The sequence below is a fragment of the Arthrobacter sp. C9C5 genome (genome assembly GCF_013359735.1).
Lineage (GTDB): Bacteria > Actinomycetota > Actinomycetes > Actinomycetales > Micrococcaceae > Arthrobacter.
In genome coordinates, this window is record NZ_JABFMX010000009.1 from 46752 (window position 1) to 68097 (window position 21346).

At 68.1% G+C, this 21346-nt stretch carries 22 protein-coding genes; 9 read left to right on the forward strand and 13 right to left on the reverse strand.

Translation table 11 applies throughout. From position 1 onward, the window contains the following. Positions 1-6: 6 nt before the first annotated feature. Positions 7-1605 carry an MFS transporter gene (locus tag HNO80_RS08790; protein WP_175322472.1) on the reverse strand — a complete coding sequence of 533 codons (1599 nt, stop codon included), beginning with the start codon at positions 1603-1605 and terminating at the stop codon, positions 7-9. A 274-nt stretch (positions 1606-1879) separates the two neighbouring features. After that, positions 1880-2377 carry a GNAT family N-acetyltransferase gene (locus HNO80_RS08795; protein ID WP_175322473.1) on the reverse strand — a complete coding sequence of 166 codons (498 nt, stop codon included), beginning with the start codon at positions 2375-2377 and terminating at the stop codon, positions 1880-1882. Positions 2378-2508: 131 nt separating this feature from the next. Between HNO80_RS08795 and HNO80_RS08800 the strand changes: the two genes are divergently transcribed. Both HNO80_RS08800 and HNO80_RS08805 read left to right on the forward strand, forming a co-directional pair. Next, on the forward strand, positions 2509-2757 hold the full coding sequence (locus HNO80_RS08800; RefSeq protein ID WP_175322432.1) for a hypothetical protein: 249 nt from the start codon (positions 2509-2511) through the stop codon (positions 2755-2757). A 72-nt stretch (positions 2758-2829) separates the two neighbouring features. After that, complete coding sequence (locus HNO80_RS08805; RefSeq protein ID WP_175322474.1) at positions 2830-3087, forward strand: hypothetical protein; 258 nt, start codon at positions 2830-2832, stop codon at positions 3085-3087. A gap of 29 nt (positions 3088-3116) precedes the next feature. On the opposite strand, the gene HNO80_RS08810 is transcribed toward HNO80_RS08805, so the two are convergent. Next, positions 3117-5642 (reverse strand): ATP-dependent DNA ligase, encoded by a 2526-nt coding sequence (locus tag HNO80_RS08810; protein WP_175322475.1) that lies wholly within the window; start codon positions 5640-5642, stop codon positions 3117-3119. A gap of 40 nt (positions 5643-5682) precedes the next feature. On the opposite strand from HNO80_RS08810, the gene ku reads away from it, so the two are divergent. After that, positions 5683-6744, forward strand: coding sequence for a non-homologous end joining protein Ku (gene ku / locus HNO80_RS08815; protein WP_175322476.1), 1062 nt, complete (start codon positions 5683-5685; stop codon positions 6742-6744). Positions 6745-6787: 43 nt separating this feature from the next. On the opposite strand, the gene HNO80_RS08820 is transcribed toward ku, so the two are convergent. The 7 genes from HNO80_RS08820 to HNO80_RS08850 all read right to left on the reverse strand — a co-directional run bounded on the left by HNO80_RS08820 (position 6788) and on the right by HNO80_RS08850 (position 12909). Further along, positions 6788-7075 carry a DUF7218 family protein gene (locus HNO80_RS08820; RefSeq protein ID WP_175322477.1) on the reverse strand — a complete coding sequence of 96 codons (288 nt, stop codon included), beginning with the start codon at positions 7073-7075 and terminating at the stop codon, positions 6788-6790. A gap of 2 nt (positions 7076-7077) precedes the next feature. After that, entirely contained in the window at positions 7078-7590 is a 513-nt protein-coding gene (locus tag HNO80_RS08825) for an SRPBCC family protein (protein ID WP_175322478.1), read from the reverse strand. 433 nt (positions 7591-8023) lie between these two features. Beyond that, a complete protein-coding gene (locus HNO80_RS08830) occupies positions 8024-8302 on the reverse strand; it encodes an HPr family phosphocarrier protein (RefSeq protein WP_138767728.1) in 279 nt (92 codons plus the stop codon). 59 nt (positions 8303-8361) lie between these two features. Then, the gene (locus HNO80_RS08835; protein ID WP_175322479.1) at positions 8362-10428 is read right to left on the reverse strand and encodes a PTS fructose transporter subunit IIABC; all 2067 of its coding nucleotides are present in this window, start codon (positions 10426-10428) and stop codon (positions 8362-8364) included. A gap of 2 nt (positions 10429-10430) precedes the next feature. Continuing rightward, the gene (locus tag HNO80_RS08840; protein ID WP_175322480.1) at positions 10431-11417 is read right to left on the reverse strand and encodes a 1-phosphofructokinase family hexose kinase; all 987 of its coding nucleotides are present in this window, start codon (positions 11415-11417) and stop codon (positions 10431-10433) included. Then, positions 11414-12211, reverse strand: a complete 798-nt coding sequence (locus HNO80_RS08845; protein WP_175322481.1) for a DeoR/GlpR family DNA-binding transcription regulator — start codon at positions 12209-12211, stop codon at positions 11414-11416. Before HNO80_RS08845 ends, HNO80_RS08840 begins: the two co-directional genes overlap by 4 nt. Before the next feature lie 434 nt (positions 12212-12645). Continuing rightward, positions 12646-12909 (reverse strand): DUF6458 family protein, encoded by a 264-nt coding sequence (locus HNO80_RS08850; protein WP_175322482.1) that lies wholly within the window; start codon positions 12907-12909, stop codon positions 12646-12648. A gap of 330 nt (positions 12910-13239) precedes the next feature. Here HNO80_RS08850 and HNO80_RS08855 point away from each other — a divergent pair, with 330 nt between their 5' ends. From HNO80_RS08855 to HNO80_RS08875, 5 genes are all read left to right on the forward strand, one after another. Further along, positions 13240-13857, forward strand: coding sequence for an alpha/beta hydrolase (locus tag HNO80_RS08855; protein WP_175322483.1), 618 nt, complete (start codon positions 13240-13242; stop codon positions 13855-13857). Positions 13858-14042: 185 nt separating this feature from the next. Then, the gene (locus HNO80_RS08860) at positions 14043-15053 is read left to right on the forward strand and encodes a LacI family DNA-binding transcriptional regulator (protein WP_349627289.1); all 1011 of its coding nucleotides are present in this window, start codon (positions 14043-14045) and stop codon (positions 15051-15053) included. A gap of 108 nt (positions 15054-15161) precedes the next feature. Beyond that, positions 15162-15923, forward strand: coding sequence for an HAD family hydrolase (locus tag HNO80_RS08865; protein WP_175322485.1), 762 nt, complete (start codon positions 15162-15164; stop codon positions 15921-15923). 51 nt (positions 15924-15974) lie between these two features. Continuing rightward, positions 15975-18305, forward strand: coding sequence for a glycoside hydrolase family 65 protein (locus HNO80_RS08870; RefSeq protein WP_175322486.1), 2331 nt, complete (start codon positions 15975-15977; stop codon positions 18303-18305). A 145-nt stretch (positions 18306-18450) separates the two neighbouring features. Further along, positions 18451-18756 carry a putative quinol monooxygenase gene (locus tag HNO80_RS08875; RefSeq protein WP_175322487.1) on the forward strand — a complete coding sequence of 102 codons (306 nt, stop codon included), beginning with the start codon at positions 18451-18453 and terminating at the stop codon, positions 18754-18756. 11 nt (positions 18757-18767) lie between these two features. On the opposite strand, the gene HNO80_RS08880 is transcribed toward HNO80_RS08875, so the two are convergent. Next, on the reverse strand, positions 18768-19484 hold the full coding sequence (locus HNO80_RS08880; protein WP_175322488.1) for an HAD family hydrolase: 717 nt from the start codon (positions 19482-19484) through the stop codon (positions 18768-18770). Positions 19485-19557: 73 nt separating this feature from the next. On the opposite strand from HNO80_RS08880, the gene HNO80_RS08885 reads away from it, so the two are divergent. Further along, positions 19558-20235 (forward strand): FadR/GntR family transcriptional regulator, encoded by a 678-nt coding sequence (locus HNO80_RS08885; RefSeq protein ID WP_175322489.1) that lies wholly within the window; start codon positions 19558-19560, stop codon positions 20233-20235. 15 nt (positions 20236-20250) lie between these two features. On the opposite strand, the gene HNO80_RS08890 is transcribed toward HNO80_RS08885, so the two are convergent. Together HNO80_RS08890 and rbsD are read right to left on the reverse strand one after the other, a co-directional pair. Beyond that, on the reverse strand, positions 20251-20910 hold the full coding sequence (locus tag HNO80_RS08890; RefSeq protein WP_175322490.1) for a transaldolase family protein: 660 nt from the start codon (positions 20908-20910) through the stop codon (positions 20251-20253). 8 nt (positions 20911-20918) lie between these two features. Continuing rightward, positions 20919-21338 carry a D-ribose pyranase gene (gene rbsD, locus HNO80_RS08895; protein WP_175322491.1) on the reverse strand — a complete coding sequence of 140 codons (420 nt, stop codon included), beginning with the start codon at positions 21336-21338 and terminating at the stop codon, positions 20919-20921. Positions 21339-21346 lie beyond the last annotated feature (8 nt).

Consider the following 21346-nt stretch of genomic DNA (forward strand, 5'->3'; position numbering starts at 1 on the left):
CCTGGACTAGGCGCGGGCGGGTACCTTCCCGGCGTCCCCGTCGGCCGCTTCGGCTGCGTCGGCTGCGGTAAGCGGCATGTCCATGTGCTCAAGGTCGATCAGCGGATTCTCATCCTGCGTCGCGACCAGTTCCCGGGCCTCGGCCTGGGTGTCCACGCTCGGCATGGAGCCCGGCAGTGGCATCTGGGCGGATTCCTTGAGGAAGTAGATCGCCACGGCGCCGATCGCCGAGGTGGCCATCAGGTAGTAGGCCGGCATCATGTCGTTGCCGGTGGCGTTGATCAGGGCGGCGACGATGAACGGGGTGGTTCCGCCGAAGATGGCCACCGAGAAGTTGTACGCGATGCCCATGGCGCCGTAGCGGCTGGCCGTCGGGAACTGGGCCGGCAGGGCCGACGCCAAGTTGGCTACGTAGAACGTTACCGGGAAGGCGATCAGGGCGAGGCCGGCCAACGTGGACCAGATCTCGCCGACGCCGATCAGCAGGAACGCGGGGGTGGCCAGGACGACGGTGCTGATGGCACCGATCCACAGCACGGGGCGGCGGCCGATCCGGTCGGAGAGCTTGCCGGTCAGCGGGATGCACAGGCTCATGATGACCAGCACGGGGATGGTCAGCAGGGTGCCGTGCACCTCGTCGTAGCCCTTGGACTCGGTCAGGTAGGTCGGCATGTACGAGGTCAGGGCGTAGCCGGCGGTGTTGGCTGCGGCTACCAGGATCATTGCGACGATGATGGAGCGCCAGTAGGCCTTCACAATGCCCACCGGTCCCTTGGACGCGGCCGTGTCAGCGGCGGTGGCGTCCTTGGCGAGGTTCTCCTGGGCATCCAGGGTGGCCTGGAACTGGGGGGATTCCTCGATCTTGCTCCGGAAGTAAACAGCAATCAGGCCCAGCGGACCGGCCAGCAGGAACGGGATACGCCAGCCCCACTGCTCCATGGTGTCCTGGCCGAGGGTCAGCTGCAGCACGGAAACGAGGGCGGCGCCGGCGGCGAAGCCGAGGTAGCTGCCCATGTCCAGGAAGCTGGCGAAGAAGCCGCGCCGTTTGTCCGGGGCGTATTCGCTCACGAAGGTCGTGGCACCGGCGTACTCGCCGCCGGTGGAGAAGCCCTGGATGACCTTGAACAGGACCAGCAGGACTGCGGCCCAGATGCCGATCTGGGCATAGCCGGGCAGGAGGCCGACGGCGAAGGTGCTGGCCGCCATGATCATCAGGGTCGCGGCGAGGACCTTCTGCCGGCCGATCTTGTCGCCAAGCCAGCCGAACACGACGCCGCCGAGGGGGCGGGCGATGAAGGTGGCGGCGAAGGTGCCGAGCAGGAAGAGGGTCTGGACGGACTTGTCCGCCTCTGGCAGGAACACCGGTCCCATGGTGGTGATCAGGTAGCCGAACACGCCGACGTCGTACCATTCCATGGTGTTACCCACGATGGTGCCGCCAAGCGCTTTCTTAAGCATCGGCTGGTCGACGACGTTGACGTCGGACTCGCGGAGTCGACGGCGACGAAGCCGTGGTTTCTTGGCGCCCCGGGGTGCGCCTTGGTTGGTTCCGCTGGCGTTCAAAACGCCAGCTGAAGAGTCGGTCGTGCTTCGGTCTTTGGGCATTTGGGCAACTCCTGTGGAGGTCATTTGCTTGCGACTTGTAGCTGCCCCGCTCCGGGCAGGCTTTCAATTTTACGCGATTTCCATGGCATTTCCGATTTCGGTGCCGTATGATCCGCTGTTTCGACCACCGATCCGGCGCTCTGCGCACTGATTCCGGGTGCGGTTTATCCGCGCCGTTCCTAGGAAGGAGGCGGTTCCGGGGATTCTCCGTCAAATTTTTTCGCTCCGGGCCGGATTCGGGCGCCGTTCGGGGCTATTCGGCCGCGTTTCGGGCCTATTCGACCGGCCGCACCAGGCGTATTTCGGGCAGTTCGTACCAATCGGCCGGCAGCAGTTTGCGTTCCCCGTCGGGCTGGAACCCGTGCTTGGCGTAGAAGGCCCGGGCCCGGGGGTTGTCTTCGAGCACCCAGAGGTACGCGGGGGAGTCGCCGATGGCGGCCCTCAGCAAGGCGGCGCCGAGCCCGCTGCCGTAGACGCGGGTCAGCGTGTAGAGGGAATACAGCTCCAATTCCCGGGGCCGGTCCGCGTCCCGCCCCGGTCCGGCGTCGGCGAATCCAAGGATTTCCCCGCTTGCGTCCATGGCGATGATCCGGGGCTCGGTACTGTCCAGGTGGGGGCGGCGCCGTTCCACCCGTTCAAGGATGTTGGCGCGCCGGGCTTCAAAGAACGCCGCGGGCAGCTGGGCTGCGTAGCACTGCTCGTGAGCCAGGGTGTGCATCCGAACCAGGGCATCGGCATCGGCGGCAGTGGCGTGGCGAATCCCGTAATCCATGCCCCAGCCTAACTTTTCGCGCCTGAGCCGCCGCCTAACCCCTGTTCAAGCGGCGCGGCAACTGCCTATGGTGGAGCCACCGCCAGTATCGTCGCCAGTGCCCAGACAAGCCGAGCCGAGGAGTACCTTCCATGACCGAAAAATCCGGCAAGCCCGAAGAGACCGAGGCGCCGGGCGCGGAAGAAACCGGCGCTGCGCCAGAACCCGGCGCCGCGCCAAAACCCGAACAGGGCGTCAAGTCCCGCCTCACGGATGCCCAGAAGGAAATGCTTGCCAGCAAATCCCGCGGCGGCGCCGGCCTGCAGAGCGTCGGCCGCAGCCACAAGCCCACCCACGCCAGCGGCAAGCAGGGGCCCGCGCAGAAGAAAGTCCGCTGGTAGCACCTAGAGACATCTCACCGGCGCCGACCTACGATGGGGGGACGCTTCATTTCATCGCAGAAGGGAAGAGCCATGGCGGATCATCACTCGAACGAAGAGATCGAGCCTGAGGTTGCGAGTCACCTTGCGGAGTCCATGGACGAGGTTCCCGGGCCGGAGAGCAAGCGACCGGAACCGCCCTCGCCCGCCGACGGCCATGAGTGGCCGGACGGTAGCGGGAAGCACCGCCATCCCAAGGACCGCGATGTGGTCCGCGGGCAGCAGGCGCAGCAAGTGGCAGACGCGGCGATCCACCGGCAAAGCCGGCCGCAGATCCCGCATCACGACTAAGAACCATGAGGGCCCGCCACGGCGGGCCCTCACTTATGTTCGACGACGACGTCGGCCGGTGTCTTGTCCAGGCGCCAGCCGCGCCAGACCGGGTGGCGGAGCTTGCCGCCTCCGGTCCAGTCGCCGAAGGTGACCTCGCCGACCAGCCTGGCGGACACCCACCGGGCGTCGGAGGCGTCTTCCGCCGGGACCTCGGCGAAGGGCGACGTCTTGCGCGGGATGGCATCGAGCTGCTGGCGCAGTTCCCTGAGTTCGCGGGTGCTGAACCCGCTGCCCACCCGGCCCACGTAGCGCAGTTTCGTCCCGTCCGGGATGCCCAGCAACAGCGAACCGACCGAGTCGCGGCGCCCGCCGTTGCCTGGCCGCCAGCCGCCCACCACCACTTCCTGGGTCTTCTCGAACTTGAGCTTGAGCCAGGACCGGCTCCGCTGCCCGACGTAGCGTCCGCCGGTGCGCTTGGCCATCACGCCCTCCAGCCCCAGCTCCTCCGCGCTTTCCAGGATGTGCCCGACGTCGGCGTCGATCACCTCGGAGAGTTCCACCGGGCAGGCGCCGTCCCGGGCGCTGGCCCGGAAGAAGGTTTCGAGGCGGTCCCGCCGCTCCCGGAGGGGACGGCGCCGGAGGTCCTCGCCGCCCTCGGTTAGCAGGTCGAAGAGCATCAGGCGCACGGGGGTGGAGGCCTGCGCCTTCGCCACGTCGGCGGCCTTGCTCAGTTTCATCCGTCCCTGCAAGAGCCCGAAATCGGGCCTGCCGCCCGGTCCGACCGCGATGATCTCGCCGTCGGCGGCGAACTCCTGCGACGGCCAGCAGGAGCGGTCCGTGAGCTCCGGGTAGCTGGCAGACATGTCAATGCCGTTGCGGCTGATCAGCCGGATCCGTTGCGCGTCGCCCAGGACCAGGGCCCGGATGCCGTCCCATTTCAGCTCGAACTGCCAGTCCTTGTCCGCCAGATCCGCAGGGGTTCCGGCGCTGGCCAGCATCGGCGAGAGTTCCGCCGGATCCGGGGCGGGTGCCGGGCCGGCCGGGCGGTCTACAGTCGCCGGCTGGTCTCGCTCCGGGGCGGGTTGGTGGCCCTGACCGGCATCGGGGGTGTCCATGAGGTGGATGAGCCATTGGTCGTTGGCCTGGCCGGTGTGGATCAGCGCGAACCTCCGGGTGCCGCCCAGCCCGCCGCCCTCCTGGCCGGTGAGGGTGGCGATGACTTCCTTGCCCGCGATCCACTTTTCGCACTCGTAGTGCCCGCGGTCCCAGATGGTGACCGTGCCCGCCCCGTACTGGCCCTTGGGGATGGTCCCCTCAAAGTCCGCGTAGTCCATCGGATGGTCCTCGGTCTGGACGGCGAGGTGGTTTTTTGCCTTGGTGGTTGGAACACCTTTGGGCAGCGCCCAGGACACCAGCACGCCGTCGCGCTCGAGGCGGAAGTCGAAATGCAGCCGGCTGGCGTGGTGTTCCTGGATGACGAAACTCTCCCGGAGCGTGCCGCCGTCGGTCCTGCTGCGGTGCTGTTCGGCCGTGAACGGCTCCGGTGTGGCGGCCGGGTCCCGCTTGGTGCGGTAGGTCTCCAGCCGGGGGTCGGTGTCGCCGCCGTCGCCCGTGCTTTTGCCGTCGGATCCGGGTGTGCCCCCGGCGTTGGCCGCCGGCGCGCCGTGTTGAGCGCCGGGGTGCCCGGCCCCGGAGATGACCGCGAACGGGTCCTTGCCCGCCTTCACCCGCTTCATCACCTCCAGGTAGTCGAGCTGGTGCAGCGAAGGCGAGCCGAGCTCCCGCCAGGTCCGCGGCGCCGCCACAGTGGGCCGGAGCCTGCCCCGCAGCGAGTAGGGCACGATGGTGGTCTTCGCGGCGCTGTTCTGGCTCCAGTCCACCAGCACCTTGCCGGTGCGCAGGGTCTTCTTCATGTCGCTGACCGCCAAATCCGGGTGGTCGGCCTCCAGTGCCCGGGCCAGTTCGTGGGCAAACTCCGAGACCAGCTCCGAGCTCTGCGACCCGTCCAACGCGGCGTAGAGGTGGATGCCCTTGCTGCCGCTGGTCACGGGCACGGGCTCCAGGCCCACGTCCTGCAGGATGCTGCGTGCCAGTTTGGCGACTTCCACGCATTCGGTCAGACCTGCACCGTCCCCGGGATCCAGGTCCAGCACCAGGCGGTCCGGGGGAAGGGCGTTGCCGTGCGAATCCACCCTCCACTGCGGCACGTGGATCTCCAGCGCCGCAATCTGGGCCAGCCAGGTGAGCGTGGCCGGATCGTTGACCAGCGGGTACTGGATGGTCCGCTCCTTGTGCGTGATGGACGCGCGCGGCACCCAGCCCGGCGTGGAGTGATCCAGGTTCTTCTGGAAGAACATCTCGCCCGGCGCCTCCGCGGTCCCCACGCCGTGGACCCAGCGCTTCCGGGTGGCCGGTCGGTTCGCCGCGGCCGGGATCAACACGGATGCCACCGCGGCGTAGTAGGCGAGCACGTCGGCCTTGGTGGTCCCGGTCTCCGGGTACATCACCTTGTCCAGGTTGGTCAGCACCAGTTCCCGGCCGTCGACCCGGACGCGTTCCTTGCTGTCAGCCAAAACACTTCACCTCCGTGCGGCTCTGGTGTTCACTTGAGCCATGAGAGCCATCTGGAAAGGCGCGATAGCGTTCGGGCTGGTCAACGTGCCGGTCAAGGTCTACAGCGCGACCGAGGACCACGACATCAGCCTGCATCAGGTCCACAACGCCGACGGCGGCCGGATCCGCTACCAGCGCCGGTGCGAGGTCTGCAGCAAGATCATCGATTACGAGGACATCGACAAGGCCTACGAGGACGAGGGCAGGACAGTGATCCTCAGCCGTGAGGAGCTCAAGTCGATCCCCGCGGAGAACAGCCACGAGATCGAGGTGGTGCAGTTCGTGCCCGCCGAGCAGCTTGACCCGATGATGTTCGAGAAGAGCTACTACCTGGAACCGGATGCGAAGTCGCCCAAGGCCTACGTGCTGCTGCGCCGGGCCCTGGAGGACACGGACCGGGTGGCTATCGTCCAGTTCGCGCTGCGGGAAAAGACCCGGCTCGGGGCGCTGCGGATCCGCGGCGACGTGCTGGTGCTGCAGGGGCTGCTCTGGGCGGACGAGGTGCGCGAGGCGAGCTTCCCCGCGCTCGAGACGAGCGTCCGGATCTCGGCTCAGGAACGGGAAATGTCCGCGGCCCTGGTGGACTCGATGGCGGCCGACTTCGAACCGGAGCAGTTCACGGACGACTACCAGTTGCAATTGCGGCAGCTGATCGACGCGAAGATCGAACAGGGCGAGTCGCTGGACACGGAGGAGACCTTCGGCGCTCCGGCGGCGGAAGCCGGAACCGGTGAAGTGATCGACCTGATGGACGCGCTGAAGCGCAGCATCGAGCGCAAGCGCGGAGCGGCGGCCGGCGGCGGCGGCGCGGCGGACGACGACGGCGCAGCCGCCGGAGCGGCGGCCGGCAGCAAGGCGAAAGCTGCGCCGGCCAGGAAGCCCGGGTCCAAGACGGCTCCGAAGGCCGCGGCCAAGTCCACCGCAAAGGCCGCCTCCGGCGGTGCCGGCGGGACGGGGACCGCGTCCAAGACCGCGTCCAAGGCCTCGTCCAAGACGGCTGCCGCCAAGACCGCAGCCTCTAAAACTGCCGCCGCGAAGGGGGCTGCACGCAAGGGCGCCTGAGCCCGCGTCCGGGTTCGCCTCCCGCGCCCGTGGCGTCATCGGCTCAGGAATTCCGCAGAGCGGAGATCAGTTCGCTCTTCTTCTTCGCCGAATAGCCCTTCAGACCGATCTCCTTGGCCTTTTCCCTCAACTGCGGGACCGTCCAGTCCTCATAGTCGCCGGACTTGCCGCCCTTGCGGCCCACCGATGACCTGCCCCGCTTGGCCGCCGCGTTGGAAATGCGGGCTGCCTTCTGCTTCGAGGCACCGTCCTCCAACAGCGCTTCATAAAGTTCCGGGTCCTTGATGCTGGGGCTCTCGGAACCCTGCGGCGCACCCTTGTTCGCAGGCATGGCTACCGCGGCCCGCCGTGCGCCGGATCCGCCGGATCCGCCGGGACGTCGTCGTCGACCTCGCCGCGGTCGACGGAGGAGCGCCACTCGCCGGTTTCGATGCCGCGGGACTCGATGAACTCCTTGAAACGGCCAAGGTCGGTGCTGACCTGGCGGCTGTCCGCACCGAGCGCGGAGCCGGTCTTCTCCACCACGCCCTCCGGCTCCCACTCGAGTTCGACGTTGACGCGGGTGCGCTCGGAGCCGAGGGATTCAAACGTGACGGTGCCCGCATTGCGCGGTTTGTCCGAACTGACCCAGGCGATCCTGCGGTCCGGGGTCTGCTCGGTGATCTGGGCGAGGTACTCGCGCCGCACCCCGGCGATGTCGGTGCGGAACTGGAGCGAGGTCTCGTCGATCTGTTCCACCGCCTCGACGCCCTTCATGAATTCCGGGAAGGTCTCGAACTGGGTCCACTGGTTGTACGCGGTCGACACGGGGACGTCGACTTCGATGCTCTCCTGCACGCTTGCCATGCGGTGATCTCCTTCGGTCCGGGAACGCGTTCCTGCGGCGACCCTCGGTGGAGGGGCCGCGGTTCCCAAACTATCCACGCCGCACGGCGAAGACAAGCACTTACTAAGTTCCCTTATGACATGGGCCCTGCCGCTGCCGCCGGCGGGGACGACGTCGGCCGGGCATTTCCGTAAGCGGCAGAACCACGGGACATGCCCTCCGGGCCGGCCCGGCACTGGACATAGTGCCCATATGTCCATGCGTTGCGGCCAGGGCTGGGCATGTCCCCCGGTGGTTGGCGGTGAGGGCTGGGCATGTCCACCGGTGGTTGGTGGTATGGACTGGGCATGTCCCATCGGGCGTGAGTCGCGAGGACAGGGCCTTAACGACGTGCGGCCGCCGGCCGCCGCCCCGGTGGGGGAGGCGGGCACGGCGGCCGCGGTCCTGCTGGTGCTATTCGGCGTCGTGGTCCGTCTCGAGGATCTGGACGAGGCGGTCCAGGGCGGCGTCGGCGCCGTCGCCCTCGGCGCGCAACACCACAACTTCGCCGTGCGATGCGCCCAGGCTCATCAGGGACAGGATGCTGGCCGCGTCCATGGCCTCGTCCTCCGGTTCGCCGAGCCGGGCGATGGTGATTTCGAGATCGAACTCGCCAGCAGCCTCGGCAAAGATGGCGGCCGGGCGGGCATGCAGCCCTACGCGGCTGGCAATGGTGGCGTTACGTTCGGTCATTGTTGCTCCTTGAATTCAGCTTTGGATTATCAGCTTGGGAAGGTCTGTTGTGGACCGGCTCAGACGGTTACGGGAACCGGTTCAACCGTATCAACGGTCTTCTTGACTGCCCAGCGCTTGAGTGCGATCACGGACAGCGCGGTAACCACCGTGCCGACCGCGATCGAGACGACGAACATCAGGAAGTTGTCGATCGCGAAGAAGACGAAGATGCCGCCGTGCGGTGCCTTGGATCCGACGCCGGCCGCCATCGAAATGGCCCCGGTCACCGCGCCGCCCACCATGCTGGCGGGAATGACGCGCAGTGGGTCCGCCGCAGCGAAGGGGATGGCCCCTTCGGAGATGAAGGATGCCCCCAGCAGCCAGGCCGCCTTTCCGTTTTCCTGCTCGGCGAGGCTGAAGAGCTTCTTGTTCAGGACGGTGGAAGCGAGGGCCATGGCCAGCGGCGGCACCATGCCGGACGCCATTACGGCCGCCATGATCTGCCACGGCGCCTGGTTGTCCAGGGACGCGGCGCCCAGTCCGGCGACGGCGAAGGAGTAGGCAACCTTGTTGACCGGGCCACCGAGGTCGAAGCACATCATGAGCCCCAGGATCACGCCGAGGGCGATCGCGCCCGCGCCGGTCAGGCCGGACAGCCAGGCATTCAGGCCCTTGGTGATGGCGACAATCGGGCCGCCCAGGATCAGGAACATCAGCCCCGAGGCGACAATCGAGGCCAGCAGCGGGATGATGACCACCGGCATCAGCCCACGCAGCCAGCGCGGCACCTGCAGGCGGCCGATCACGAGGGCGATGTAGCCGGCGAGCAGGCCGCCGACGATGCCGCCAAGGAAGCCCGCCCCCATGAACCCGGCGACGGCGCCGGCGACGAAACCGGGGGCGATGCCGGGGCGGTCAGCGATCGCGTAGGCGATGTAGCCGGCCAGGGCCGGGACCAGGAAGCCCAGCGAAAGCGCGCCGATCTTGAACAGCACGGCCCCAATGTAGGCGCCAAGCGGACCCCAGGCGTTGTCCGGGAACTCGGTCGGCAGGTTGAACAGGCTGTTCTGCACCACAATCGTGTCCGCGTACTTCGTGATCAGGTACCCGCCCATCAGGAAGCCGAGGGCGATCAGCAGGCCGCCGCCCGCCACGAACGGGATCATGTAGCTGACGCCGGTGAGCAGGGCCTTCTTGAGCTTCTGGCCGATGTGCTCGCCCTTTTCCTCGGCCTCGTGCTGTGCCTGTTCCTCGGCGCCGAAGTGCGGCACACGCCGGGCGTTGGGGTTGTCGGCCGCGGCGAGGGCTTCCTGGACCATCTTGTCCGGCTCGTCGATGCCACGCTTGACCGGGGCGTTGATGACCGGCTTGCCGGCGAAGCGCTCCTTGCCGCGTACGTCGACGTCGACGGCGAAGATCACGGCGTCGGCCGCGGCGATCACGGCCGGATCCAGCGCCTTGGCGCCGGAGGAACCCTGGGTCTCGACCTGCAGGTCCACGCCGACTTCCTTGGCGGCCGCCACGAGGGAGTCGGCGGCCATGTAGGTGTGGGCGATGCCGGTGGGGCACGCCGTGACGGCGACGAGGCGCTTGGTGCGGGGAGCCCCGGGGGCCGCCGCGGCTGGCGCGGTTGAGCCGGCCGCTGCCGGAGCGGCAGTATCTGCCGGCACGGCGGCGGCGTGGCTGGCGGGCTTGTCCGCCAGCGCGCCCTCGACCAGCTCCACGACCTCGGCCTGCGTGGCGGCTGCCCGCAGCGCTGCGGTGAAGTCCTTCTTGATCAGGGACCGGGCCAGCTTGGACAGGAGCTTGAGGTGCTCCTGGTCCGCGCCTTCCGGGGCCGCGATGAAGAAGATCAGGTCGGCCGGACCGTCCTTGGCACCGAAATCGACCGGCTGGGACAGCCGTGCCATGGCCAGCGTCGCTTCCGTGACCGCCGTCGAGCGGCAGTGCGGGATCGCGATGCCGCCCGGCACGCCCGTGGCGGTCTTGGATTCGCGGGCGAACGCGTCCGTGAAGAGCCCTTCGACTTCGGTGGCGCGTCCGTTGGCTGCAACTCTGCCTGCCAGGTGCCGGATCACGTCCTCGGGCGTATTGCCTAGATTCTGGTCGAGCTCGACCAGTTCGGTAGTAATGAGCTGGGTCACTGTCAATCCTTCTTCAGGGCCGTGATGGTTACGGCGGCGGGGGTTGTTTGATGCACTGCCGGGACGGTGGAGCCGGGCAGCGAGGCAGCAGCGGCACCATGGGCCACCGCCTGACGCAGGCAATCGGCCGGGGCGGCGCCCTGGCTGGAGGCGAGCAGGTAGCCGGCCAGCGAGGAATCGCCGGCGCCGACCGTGCTGACCGCCTTGACCGGCGGGTGCGTGGCCAGCCACGCGCCGTCGGCCGTCACAAGCACCGCACCCTTGGAACCGAGGGTGGCGAGTACGGCACCCACTCCGGAACGCACGACGGCGGCGGCGGCTGCCGCGGCAGCCTCCGGATCACCCTCGAGTTCCTCGGCGGACTTATCCGTGGCGAATCCGGCTGCGGCAGCCAGTTCCGCCAGTTCCTCGGCATTGGGTTTGAGCAGGTCCGGTTTCCCCAGGGCGTCCCCGGAGATCGCGGCGGCGAGCGGCTCGCCGGATGAGTCGACGGCGATGAGGGGTGCCTCGGTGCCGTCGTGCAGGGACCGCAGCCGCCGGGTAACGGTGGCGTAGAAGTCGACCGGGACCCCCGGGGGGAGCGAGCCGGCCAGGACGACCCAGCTGGCGCCGCGGGAGGAATCCAGCAGCAGCCCGATCAGGGCCTCCTGCTGTTCCCCGCTCAGCGCCGGACCGGGCTCGTTGATCTTGGTGGTGACGCCGCCGGGCTCGGTGAGCGCCACATTGCTGCGCAGCGGCTCGCCGATGGGCAGGGCGGCGAACGGTACCTCGCTGTCCCGCAGCCCGGCGAGCACCGGGTCCGCAGCCGCGCCCGGCAGCACGGCAAGGGTTTGCAGGCCGGAGGCCACGAGGGCGCGGGAGACATTGACTCCCTTGCCGCCGGACTCCTGCCGGACGGAGATGGCGCGCTGGACCTCGCCGCGGAGCAGCGGGCCGGGCAGCGCCACGGTGCGGTCCAGGCTGGGGTTGGCCGTGAGGGTGACGATCATGCGACCACCACCTCCACTCCGGCGTCCGCGAGGGCTTCGGCGAGGGCCGGGCTGGGTTTCGTGTCTGTGATCACGGTGTCCAGATCTTTCAAGGAGGCGAACTGGACCAGCGTCTCTGCATCCAGCTTGGAGGAATCAGCCAGCACCACAATGCGGCGCGCTGAATGGACGAAGGCGGCCTTGACGGCAGCTTCTTCAGGATCGGGAGTGCTCAGGCCGAAGGCCGCGGAAATACCGTTGGTGCCGATGAACGCGATGTCGGGCCGGATCCGCCGGGCGGCTTCGACGGTGGACTGGCCGACGGCGGCCTGGGTCAGGCCGCGGACCTTGCCGCCGAGCAGGTGCAGGGCGATGCCGGGTCCGCCGGAAAGCTTGGCCGCGATGGGAAGCGCGTGGGTAATAACCACGAGTTCGGCGTCGCCCGCGGTTCCGGCGGCGGCCGTGCGGGCGGCGAGGAGTTCCGCGAGGGCCTCGGTGCTGGAGCCGGCGTCGATCAGGATGCTGCCGGACCGGCCTTGCGGGATGAGGGCCAGGGCGGCCTCGGCAATCCGGGTCTTCTCGGTCTGCCGCTGCACCGTGCGCTCGAGGATGCTCTCTTCAGTGGTGCTGATGCGCTCCGGGGAGACAGCGCCGCCGTGGACCCTGCGGACCGTGCCGGCGATCTCAAGGGCGGCCAGGTCACGGCGGACGGTTTCGGTGGTGATGCTGAAGCGCTCGGCGAGGTCGGTGACGCTGGCCCGGCCGCTGGCGGCGACGAGCTCCACGATCAGTTGTTGGCGTTCTTCGGCGAACACGTGCCCTCCATTGCGACATTTACTTCGAGTACTGCTATTTCCAATGCGGCGTCTTCCGGCTACTCCGGTGACCCCCATCACATGAAGTGGAATTGATTGACTTTATCTTTGTTCATGTGGGTTTGTCAACGAAAAACCACATGAACGCAGAAGCGGGTGTGGGCCGTGCATGCTAAGTCCGTGTGCCTTGAAGGGGACATGTCCATTGCAAGCGGCCTGCAGCTGGGGACATGTCCATTGCTCGGGCTGAAGCATGGACATTTCGGGACTATGCCCATTCGCTGCGTCCGAAGTTGGGCATGTCCGCGGCAGGGCTGGGCCAAAAATAGGCGTGAGGAGCCCGGCAGCAGCTTAAACGCCGGACGCCGGGCCAGACTTTGAAGGTCCGGCCCGGCGCCCGGGTCAGTAGGTTGGCGCGTCGCAGCGCCCGGGGATCAGATGCCGGCGTCGCGGCTTTCATTGCGGGTGATGGTCTCGCCGGTGTTGGGGTCGACGACGGAGCGGGTCTCGCTGACACGGCGCGTGCGGCTGCGGCCGGGGGAGGCCAGGATCAGGGACGCGACCAGCCCGATGACGCCGACCACCATCAGGATGTAACCGACCATGGTCTGGTCCACGTTGGGGATCAATCCGGGTGCGATGGCCCAGGCCAGAATGGCGCCGATGGCGATGAGGAAGATGGAGGAACCGATTCTCATGACTTGCTCCTTGTTGTCCGGGTGGGACCGATAGGTATTGCTAAGCATGCTGTCCAGCGTCACGCTACAGCCCGGTACGTGTCCTTTCAACGATTTTGGCCCCACCCCGCCGGGGAAATCCGCAGGTGAGGGGCCGAACCGGGCCCTGCCGGGCCATTTTCCGCTGCGTTTCCGGACGACGGCGTCAATTCCGGGCACGCGCGGCGCGGATCCGGGGTGCATCCGTCCGAAGCCGTAGCGGAATCCGCGGCCCGTGGCGCAAGCCGTGGCGGACGCCGTGGCTGGGACCGGGCGCGCAGGCACCACCGTCGGGCTGGCTAGGCTGGCTCCATGAATACTGTTGTCTGGTCCAGGCCGGAGGCCGAGCGCGCCGGCACGCCGCTGCTGGTGATGCTGCACGGCTACGGCACGGACGAGACGCGGATGGCGGACCTGTTTGCCAGCCTGCCGCCCGACTTCACCTGCGCCGCCCTGCGCGGGCCGAAGGTGATCGGCGATGACTACGGCTGGTTCCTGTTGGACTACTTCCTCACCCACGACTTCGCGGACGTCATCAGCGCCACGAACTCGGTCTTCAGCTGGATCGACGCCGTCAAGGCGCGGCACAGCAGCGTCAGCCTGCTCGGCTTCTCCCAGGGCATGGCCATGGCGAGCACCCTGCTGCGGCTGCGGCCGGAGGCGTTCCGCGCCGTCGTCGGGCTGTCCGGCTTCGTGCTGGACAACGAATTGCTGGCCATGAGCGAGTCCTTCGACGCCAGGCCGCCGTTCTTCTGGGGGCGGGACAAGGCGGATCCCGTGATCAACGACGCCGCCAGGGCACACACCGAGGAATGGCTGCACCGGAACACCCAGCTCACGGCGCGCAGCTATCCCGGGATGGGGCACGCGATCTCCCGGGCGGAACTCGTGGATGTCGGCGCGTTCCTGCGCCACTATGTGCTGCGCTGAGCCGGATTCCGCGCCCTCGGACGCCGGCTTCCGGCCCGCGGAATATATTCCATTCGATGGAAAACCGCCGCCACTTGCGCGCCGAATTTATAAGCGTTTACACTCAACTTTGGCCAATTTGATCGGCCCACTACTGCAGGGGGAAGAAAGGTCCAGGCCCGTGTCGCATGGCTAAGGCTCCACGCGTGACCATCCAGGACGTCGCAGCACTCTCCGGGCTCTCCATCTGCACCGTTTCCCGCGCCCTCCGGCACCTTCCCAACGTGTCCGAAAAGGCCCAGGTCAAAGTGGCCGACGCGGCCGCCAAGCTCGGCTATAGGGCATCGTCCGCGGCTTCGCGGCTGGCCGGCGGAACCACCGGCGCCGTGGCCATCATCGTCCCCACCGCCACGGCCTGGTTCTTCGCCCAGGCCGTCGAAGCCGCCGAGGAAGTCCTCGCGGACAGCGGCTTCGATACCGTGCTGATCAGCCTCCGGAACCGGCACAGCGTGCAGCGCAAGCTCTTCGGCGACCTGGCCGGGCTGGCCCAGCGGGTGGACGGGGTCCTGCTGCTGAACGTCGCCCTCGACAGCGGTGAGATAGCCGCCCTCGAAGCCTCAGGCCTCGCCGTCGCGAGCGTGGGCATGCACGGCGTCCCGTGGGACAACGTGGGAATCGACAACGAAGAGGCCGCCCGGCAAGCCACCGGCCACCTCCTCGGGTTGGGGCACTGGGATTTGGCGATGCTGGCCGGCCGCGAGCCGGGGGAGCGCTCCGTGGTCACCGCAGACGCGCGGAGGCGCGGCTTCGAAGCGGCCCTGGCCGAGCACGAACTCACCGTCGATCCCGACCTTGTGCTGGACGCCGGATCGAGCATCGAGGGCGGACGCCGGGCCATGACTGAACTGATCGAGAACCGCAGGATGCCGTCCGCAGTTTTCGCCGGCTGCGACGAGACCGCGTTCGGTGCGCTGATGGCCCTGCGGGACCTCGGTTTGTCAGCGCCCAAGAACGTCTCCATCATTGGAATAGACGATCATCAGATGAGCTGGTTCCTCGGACTCACCACGATGGCCCAGCCGGTCGCCGACCAGGGCGCATTCGCCGCCAACCTGCTGATCGACAGACTCCACCGCGCCGGGCTTCCGAATCCCCCCGCCACCCACCTGCTGGAGACCAAGCTGGTCGAGCGCAGGAGCACCCGCCGCCGACGCTGATGCCGGCCAACGCCTTCGCCCAACGCCCGTCGCCCCGACGCGACCCCCGCGGCGGCCACCAAGCTTCCCACGACTTTCCCTGCCACCGTCTGAAAGGACATTCGCTCCATGACTGAGATCCCCAACCGCACTGAGATTTCCAACGACGGCGCCCGGGCAGACGTGCTCGCCGGCGCCTCCGCCATCCTCTTCGACCTCGACGGCGTCCTGACCCCCACCGCGGTGGTGCACGAACGCGCCTGGCAGGAACTCTTCGACGGGTTCCTCAAGAGCGTGCCGGAGGCGCCGGGCTACCGCGAGAGCGACTACTTCGACCACATCGACGGCAAGCCCCGCTTCGATGGCGTCCGCGACTTCCTGGCTTCGCGAAACATCGTGCTGCCGGAAGGCCCCGCCGACGACGATCCGGCGCACGACACTGTGCACGGCCTCGGCAACCGCAAAAACAAGGTTTTCAACGACATCGTGGCCGCCGGCGGCGTGCAGCCTTTCGAGGGCTCCGTCCGCTTCATCGACGCCGCGCTCAAGCGCGGACTCAAGCTCGCCGTCGTCTCCTCCTCCCGCAATGCCGTCCCGGTGCTGAAAGCCGCCGGGCTCTCGGACTATTTCCCGGTGGTGGTGGACGGCGTCGTCGCGGTGTCCGAGGGGCTGCCGGGTAAGCCCAGCCCGGCCACCTACCAGTACGCCGCACGGCTGCTGGGTCTTCCCAGCGAAGAGTGCGTCGTCGTCGAAGACGCCGTCTCCGGTGTCCAGGCTGGAAGCGCGGGGAGCTTCCACTCGGTCATCGGCGTGGACCGCGGAGCGGGCCGGAAGACCCTGCTCGACGCCGGCGCCACGATCGTCGTCAACGATCTGGCCGAACTGCTCTAGCCGGCCGCCACCACCCACCCGCACAACCGTCACCGCCAAAGGACCCCAACCATGGCTCTCATCACCTCGGACCGCGCCAGGTTCCCCAATGACCCCTGGCAGCTCGTGGAAACCGTCCACCTGCCGGGCAATGCCGGAACGCTGGAGACCCTCTTCAGCCTCGGCAACGGCCACCTCGGCATCCGTGGCGCCCACTGGGCAGCCTCCGACGCCGAACTCCCGGGCAGCTTCATCAACGGCTTCCACGAGATCTGGGACATCAAGCACGCGGAAAATGCGTATGGCTTCGCCCGCACCGGCCAGCGCATCCTCTACGTTCCGGATGCCAACAACTTCGTCGTGGTCATCGACGGCGAGATGCTCACCCTCGAGGAATCCACGGTGCTGGACTACCGGCGGAGCGTGGACTTCGCCACCGGCGTCTACGAGTGCCGGATCGTCTGGCAGTGCCGCTCCGGCGCCACCGTGACCACCACGGAACGCCGCGCGGTGGGGTACCAGGCGCGCGGTGCCCTCGGCATCTCGCTGGAAGTCGCGGCCGACCGGGACATCTCCGCCGACGTGACCTCCGCCGTGGTGAACCGGCAGGACCAGCCGGTGGAGGACCACTCGGCGCATGACCCGCGCCGCGCCGGCCGGCACGCCGGACGTGTGCTGCTCCCGGTAAGGCTCGACGGCGGCGACGGCTCGCTCCGGCTCTCCTGGGAGGCCGCCGAGTCCAAGCAGCGGCTCGGCATGGCCGTAGACCACTGGACCTCCGCCGGTGTCCAGCCGTTCGACACCCAGGTGGATCAGGACGACAGTAGCGTCCGCTACGTCCTGGCCGTCAGCGCGGATACGCCGTTCGTGCTGGAGAAGAGCGTCTCCTACGCCGTAGGAGGCGCCGCCGACGAAGACCTCGCCGACACCGCCGAGCGGGCCCTGCTGCCCGTCGCCGAGATCTTCGCCCAGAGCGAGGCGCATTACCGCGACTACTGGACCACCAGCGACATCGTGGTGGGCGGCCAGGCCGAGCTGCAGCAGGCCATCCGCTGGAACCTTTTCCAGCTGGCGCAGGCCACGGCCTGCGCAGACGTGGCCGGCATTCCGGCCAAGGGCGTGTCCGGCTCCGGCTACGACGGGCACTACTTCTGGGACCAGGAGGTGTACCTGCTGCCCTACCTGACCTACACCAGCCCCGGCAACGCCCGCCAGGTCCTCGAGTTCCGCCACGACCTGCTGCCTGAGGCCAGGGTCCGCGCCAAGGAGCTCAGCGTGGACGGCGCCCTGTTCCCCTGGCGCACCATCAACGGCCTGGAGGCCAGCGCCTACTACGCCGCCGGCACCGCGCAGTTCCACATCGCCGCCGCGGTCGCCTTTGCCACGAACCGCTACATCTGGGCCAGCGGTGACACCGAGTTCCAGGAGACCCTCGGCTCCGACCTGTTGATCGAGACCGCCCGGATGTGGGCCTCGCTGGGCTTCTTCGGCAAGGACGGGCTGTTCCACATCCACGGCGTGACCGGCCCGGACGAGTACACCGCCGTCGTCAATGACAACCTCTACACCAACGTCATGGCCCGCTTTAACCTGCGCGCCGCCGCGGCGCTGGACCACCCGGCGATCGACGACGCCGAGCGGGAGGTCTGGGAGCAGGCCGCGAACCGGATGCAGCTGCCCTACGACGAGGACCTCCAGGTCTTCTCGCAGGACAACGACTTCATGACCCTGGAACCGTGGGACTGGGACACGCCGCGGTCGAAGTACCCGCTGTTGCTGAACTTCCACCCGCTGGTGATCTACCGGCACCAGGTGCTCAAGCAGGCGGACACGGTGCTGGCCATGTTCCTGCAATGGCAGGACTTCACGGCGGAGGAAAAGCGCCGCGCCTTCGACTTCTATGACCCCATCACCACCGGCGACTCCACCCTGTCCGCCTGTGTGCAGGGCATCATGGCCGCCGAGGTCGGGTACGGCCAGGCCGCGCTGGACCACTTCATCCACGCGCTGTACATCGACCTGGACGATACGCACGGCAACACGATCGACGGCGTGCACATCGCCTCCACCGGCGGGGTCTGGAGCTCGCTGGTCAGCGGCTTCGCCGGCCTGCGCGACCAGGGCCAGGTGCCGTACTTCGATCCGCGGCTGCCGGCCGAATGGGACTCCCTGTCCTTCCACCTGAAACTCCGCGGCGGGCTGCTGCACGTCGAGCTGGACCACGCGGCGCTCCGGCTGACCGTCCGGGAGGGCGCGCCGCTGGACGTCGACGTGCGCGGTGAACGGTTCACCGTGGGCGGCGAGCCGGTGACCGTGCCGCTGCACGCCGTGGTGAGCCCGGAGCCAACGGTGTTCCCAGGTCCGGCGACGGCGTCGATCCCGGTGGTGCGCGCCGTCAACTGACACGCCGTCAACTGACGCGCCGGCGGCTCCCCGAGCGCCCGCCCCGGGAGCCGCCATCACGTCGGGTGCCGGCGCGGCCGCAGGAACGCTTCGCTCCGTCGGCCTGGACGGCTAGAGTCGGATCCACCGAGGGAGAGGAATGCCAGTGCCTGTTGCTTTGTATGCCGAATTTACGGTCAAGACCGGGGCCGAGGACCGGGTCGCGGAGATGATGGCCGAACTGACCGCAAAGGTCCGCGGCGAGAGCGGAAACCTTGTCTTCGATCCGCACACCCGGAGAGAAAATTCGAATGCCTACTTTGTCTATGAGATCTACCGCGACGAAGAGGCGTTCCAGGCGCATATCGCCGCGGAGCACAGCAAGGTCTTCAACGCCGAATTGGGCGGCCTGATTGAGGAAGACGGCTCGCAGCTCAGCTGGCTGACCCCGGCGGCGGAAGTCGAATCCTAGGCCTCCCGGTCCTAGGGGCCTTCGGCGCGGCCGTGGCCCGAAGCGGCGATGACGGCATACAGGTCCGGGACGCCGCGGCCTGCCAGGGTGGGCCAGATGGTCAGCCCGTCCGCGGCCGGCAGCGGCGCAAGGTGCGGAACACCGATCGTCGGCAGCCCGGCCGCGCGGGCGGCCCGGGTTCCCGGCAGCGAGTCCTCGATGGCGATGACCCTCCTGCTGGAGAGTTGCGGCCGGATGCGCTCGAGGCGGCGGAACGCGGTCTCATACGCTTCGGGATGCGGCTTGCCCTGCGAAACCATGTCCCCGGTCACGGCCAGCTCAAAGCTGTCGGCCGGAAAGTGGTTCAGGATGTCGCCAACAATGTGGCGGTGGGACATGGTCACGAGCACGCACGGCACGCCGTGTGCCCGGAGGCCGGCCAGCAGCTCCGCGGCCCCGGGACGCCAATGGACGCTTTCGCTGATGCGGTCCCGGACGCCTCCCGTCACCCGACGGGCGATCTCGTCGTCGGAAAGGCGGACGCCCGCGCGCTGCAGGACCTTGATCGAATCGGCCTGGGAGCAGCCCATGATCGACAGGGCCTGGGCCTCGGTCCAGGTTCCGCCGAAGCTCTCGACCAGCTCCGTCTGCACCGCGGTCCAGTGGCGTTCCGTGTCCACCAGTGTGCCGTCGAGGTCCCAAAAGACCGCCTCGAGCCCAATCTCCTCGCCGCGAACGGTTGCCGCCACGCTGCTCCTTCCCTCTGTGTCCCGTCCGGATTGGCTGCGTCGGGCCATTCCGGCGGTGAACTATGCTGGGCCAATGGCCCTAACCGATGATGCGATCGCCAGAATCAAGGACATGATTCTCACCGGCGAGTTGTCGCCCGGAGACAAACTACCTCCGGAAAATGAGCTGAGTGAGAAGCTCGGGCTCTCCCGCAGTTCCCTGCGCGAGGCCGTGAAGGCTCTCGAGACCATCAGGGTACTTGACGTCAGGCGTGGGGACGGGACCTATGTCACGAGCCTCGAGCCGGCGCTGCTGAAGGAATCGGTGGCGTTCATGGTGGACCTCAGCCGGGATTCCTCGGTCCTTGAGCTGCTCGAAGTGCGGCGGATCCTGGAAGCCTCGGCGGCCTCGCTTGCGGCGCAGGCGGTCTCGCCGGAGCAGCTCGCGCTGCTCCACAAGGAGATCGACGACGTCGACGTCGACTCCGCGGAAAACCTGGTCGAACACGACCTGAACTTCCATGCGCTGATCGCGGAGGCCTCAGGCAACTCCTATCTGGCGAGCCTGCTCTCCGGCCTCAATAGCCGCACCGTGCGGGCACGGGTGTGGCGCGCGCTGACGGAGGAAGACGCCGTCGCCCGGACGCTCGCGGAGCACCGGGCGATAGCGGACGCGCTGGCAAACCACGATGCGGACCTGGCCCGGGCCCTCACGATCGTCCACGTCAGCGGCGTCGAACACTGGCTCAAGCGCTCGCTGCCGGCCAAATAGGACCCGGCCCGGGTCTTAGCCGGCCACGCCCATCCGCTCGGATTCCGTTTCGAAGACCTCGACGGCGGCGGCCGTCAGCGGATCCGAGAAGAACTTGTGCCACGTGACCGGCGCCAGGGTGAAATGCGAGACCCCCAGCTGGGCCAGCGCCGAGATCTGGGCCGCCTCCCGCAGGCTTGCCACGAGGAGCTTCATCGGCGAGCCTCCGGCGGTGATGCACTGCTGGATGGCCGCGATCTCTGCGGTCCCGTCGCGGCCGGCGTCGTTCATCCGGCCCAGGTACGGGGCCAGGAACTCTGCCCCGGCCGCCATGGCGGGCAGGGCCTGTTCCCTCGCGTAGACGGCGGTGACCAGAATCCGCACGCCCCGGGCTGCCAGCGCCCTGGCCGCCGCGACACCCTCCGCGGTGGCGGGAACCTTCACCACGAGGTTGTCGCCCAGCGAGTGGATCCAGTCGCCGCGGTCCTCCAGCTCGGCCCGGGTGGAACCCCAGGCCTGGACGAACACCGTGCCGGCGCCGGCAGCCCCCGCCCAGTCGACCAGCTCGGGAATCTGTCGGTTCAGCAAGCCTGCGCCGGCGAGGATGCTGGGGTTCGTGGTCAGGCCCGCGAACAGGCCGCTGCGCAGCAGCGGTTCGGCCTCGGCCCGCGACGCCGTATCCAGATAAAAGTGCACGGCCCCTCCTAGTCCTGGCCCGGGCCGTAGGCAACGCCTGCATGCAGGATCACGTTCGCGTACGGGGTGAACTCGCCGGAGCGCACGGCCGCGCGGGCCCCGGATGTCTGCGCCTTGAACTCGACATGCGGGACGAACTCCGGCACGACGCCTGCCGCCTCGAGGCGCTCCAGGATCTGCGCCAGCATCGCCGGGCTCGCCTCGCGCAGCTCCTCGGCCAGCGTTGCGCCCTCGATGACCACTTCCGCGAGCACGGCATCGAGGACCTTGAGGAACGGCGGTTCGGAGGGGAAGTAGGCCAGGTCGACGCGCTCGACCCCGGCCGGGATGGGCAGGCCCGCGTCGGTGACCACGAGGGTGTCCGTGTGGCCGGTCTCGGAAACGATGCGCGATAGTTGCCCGTTCAGGATTCCGTGGGTTTTTCTCATCTGGGGTG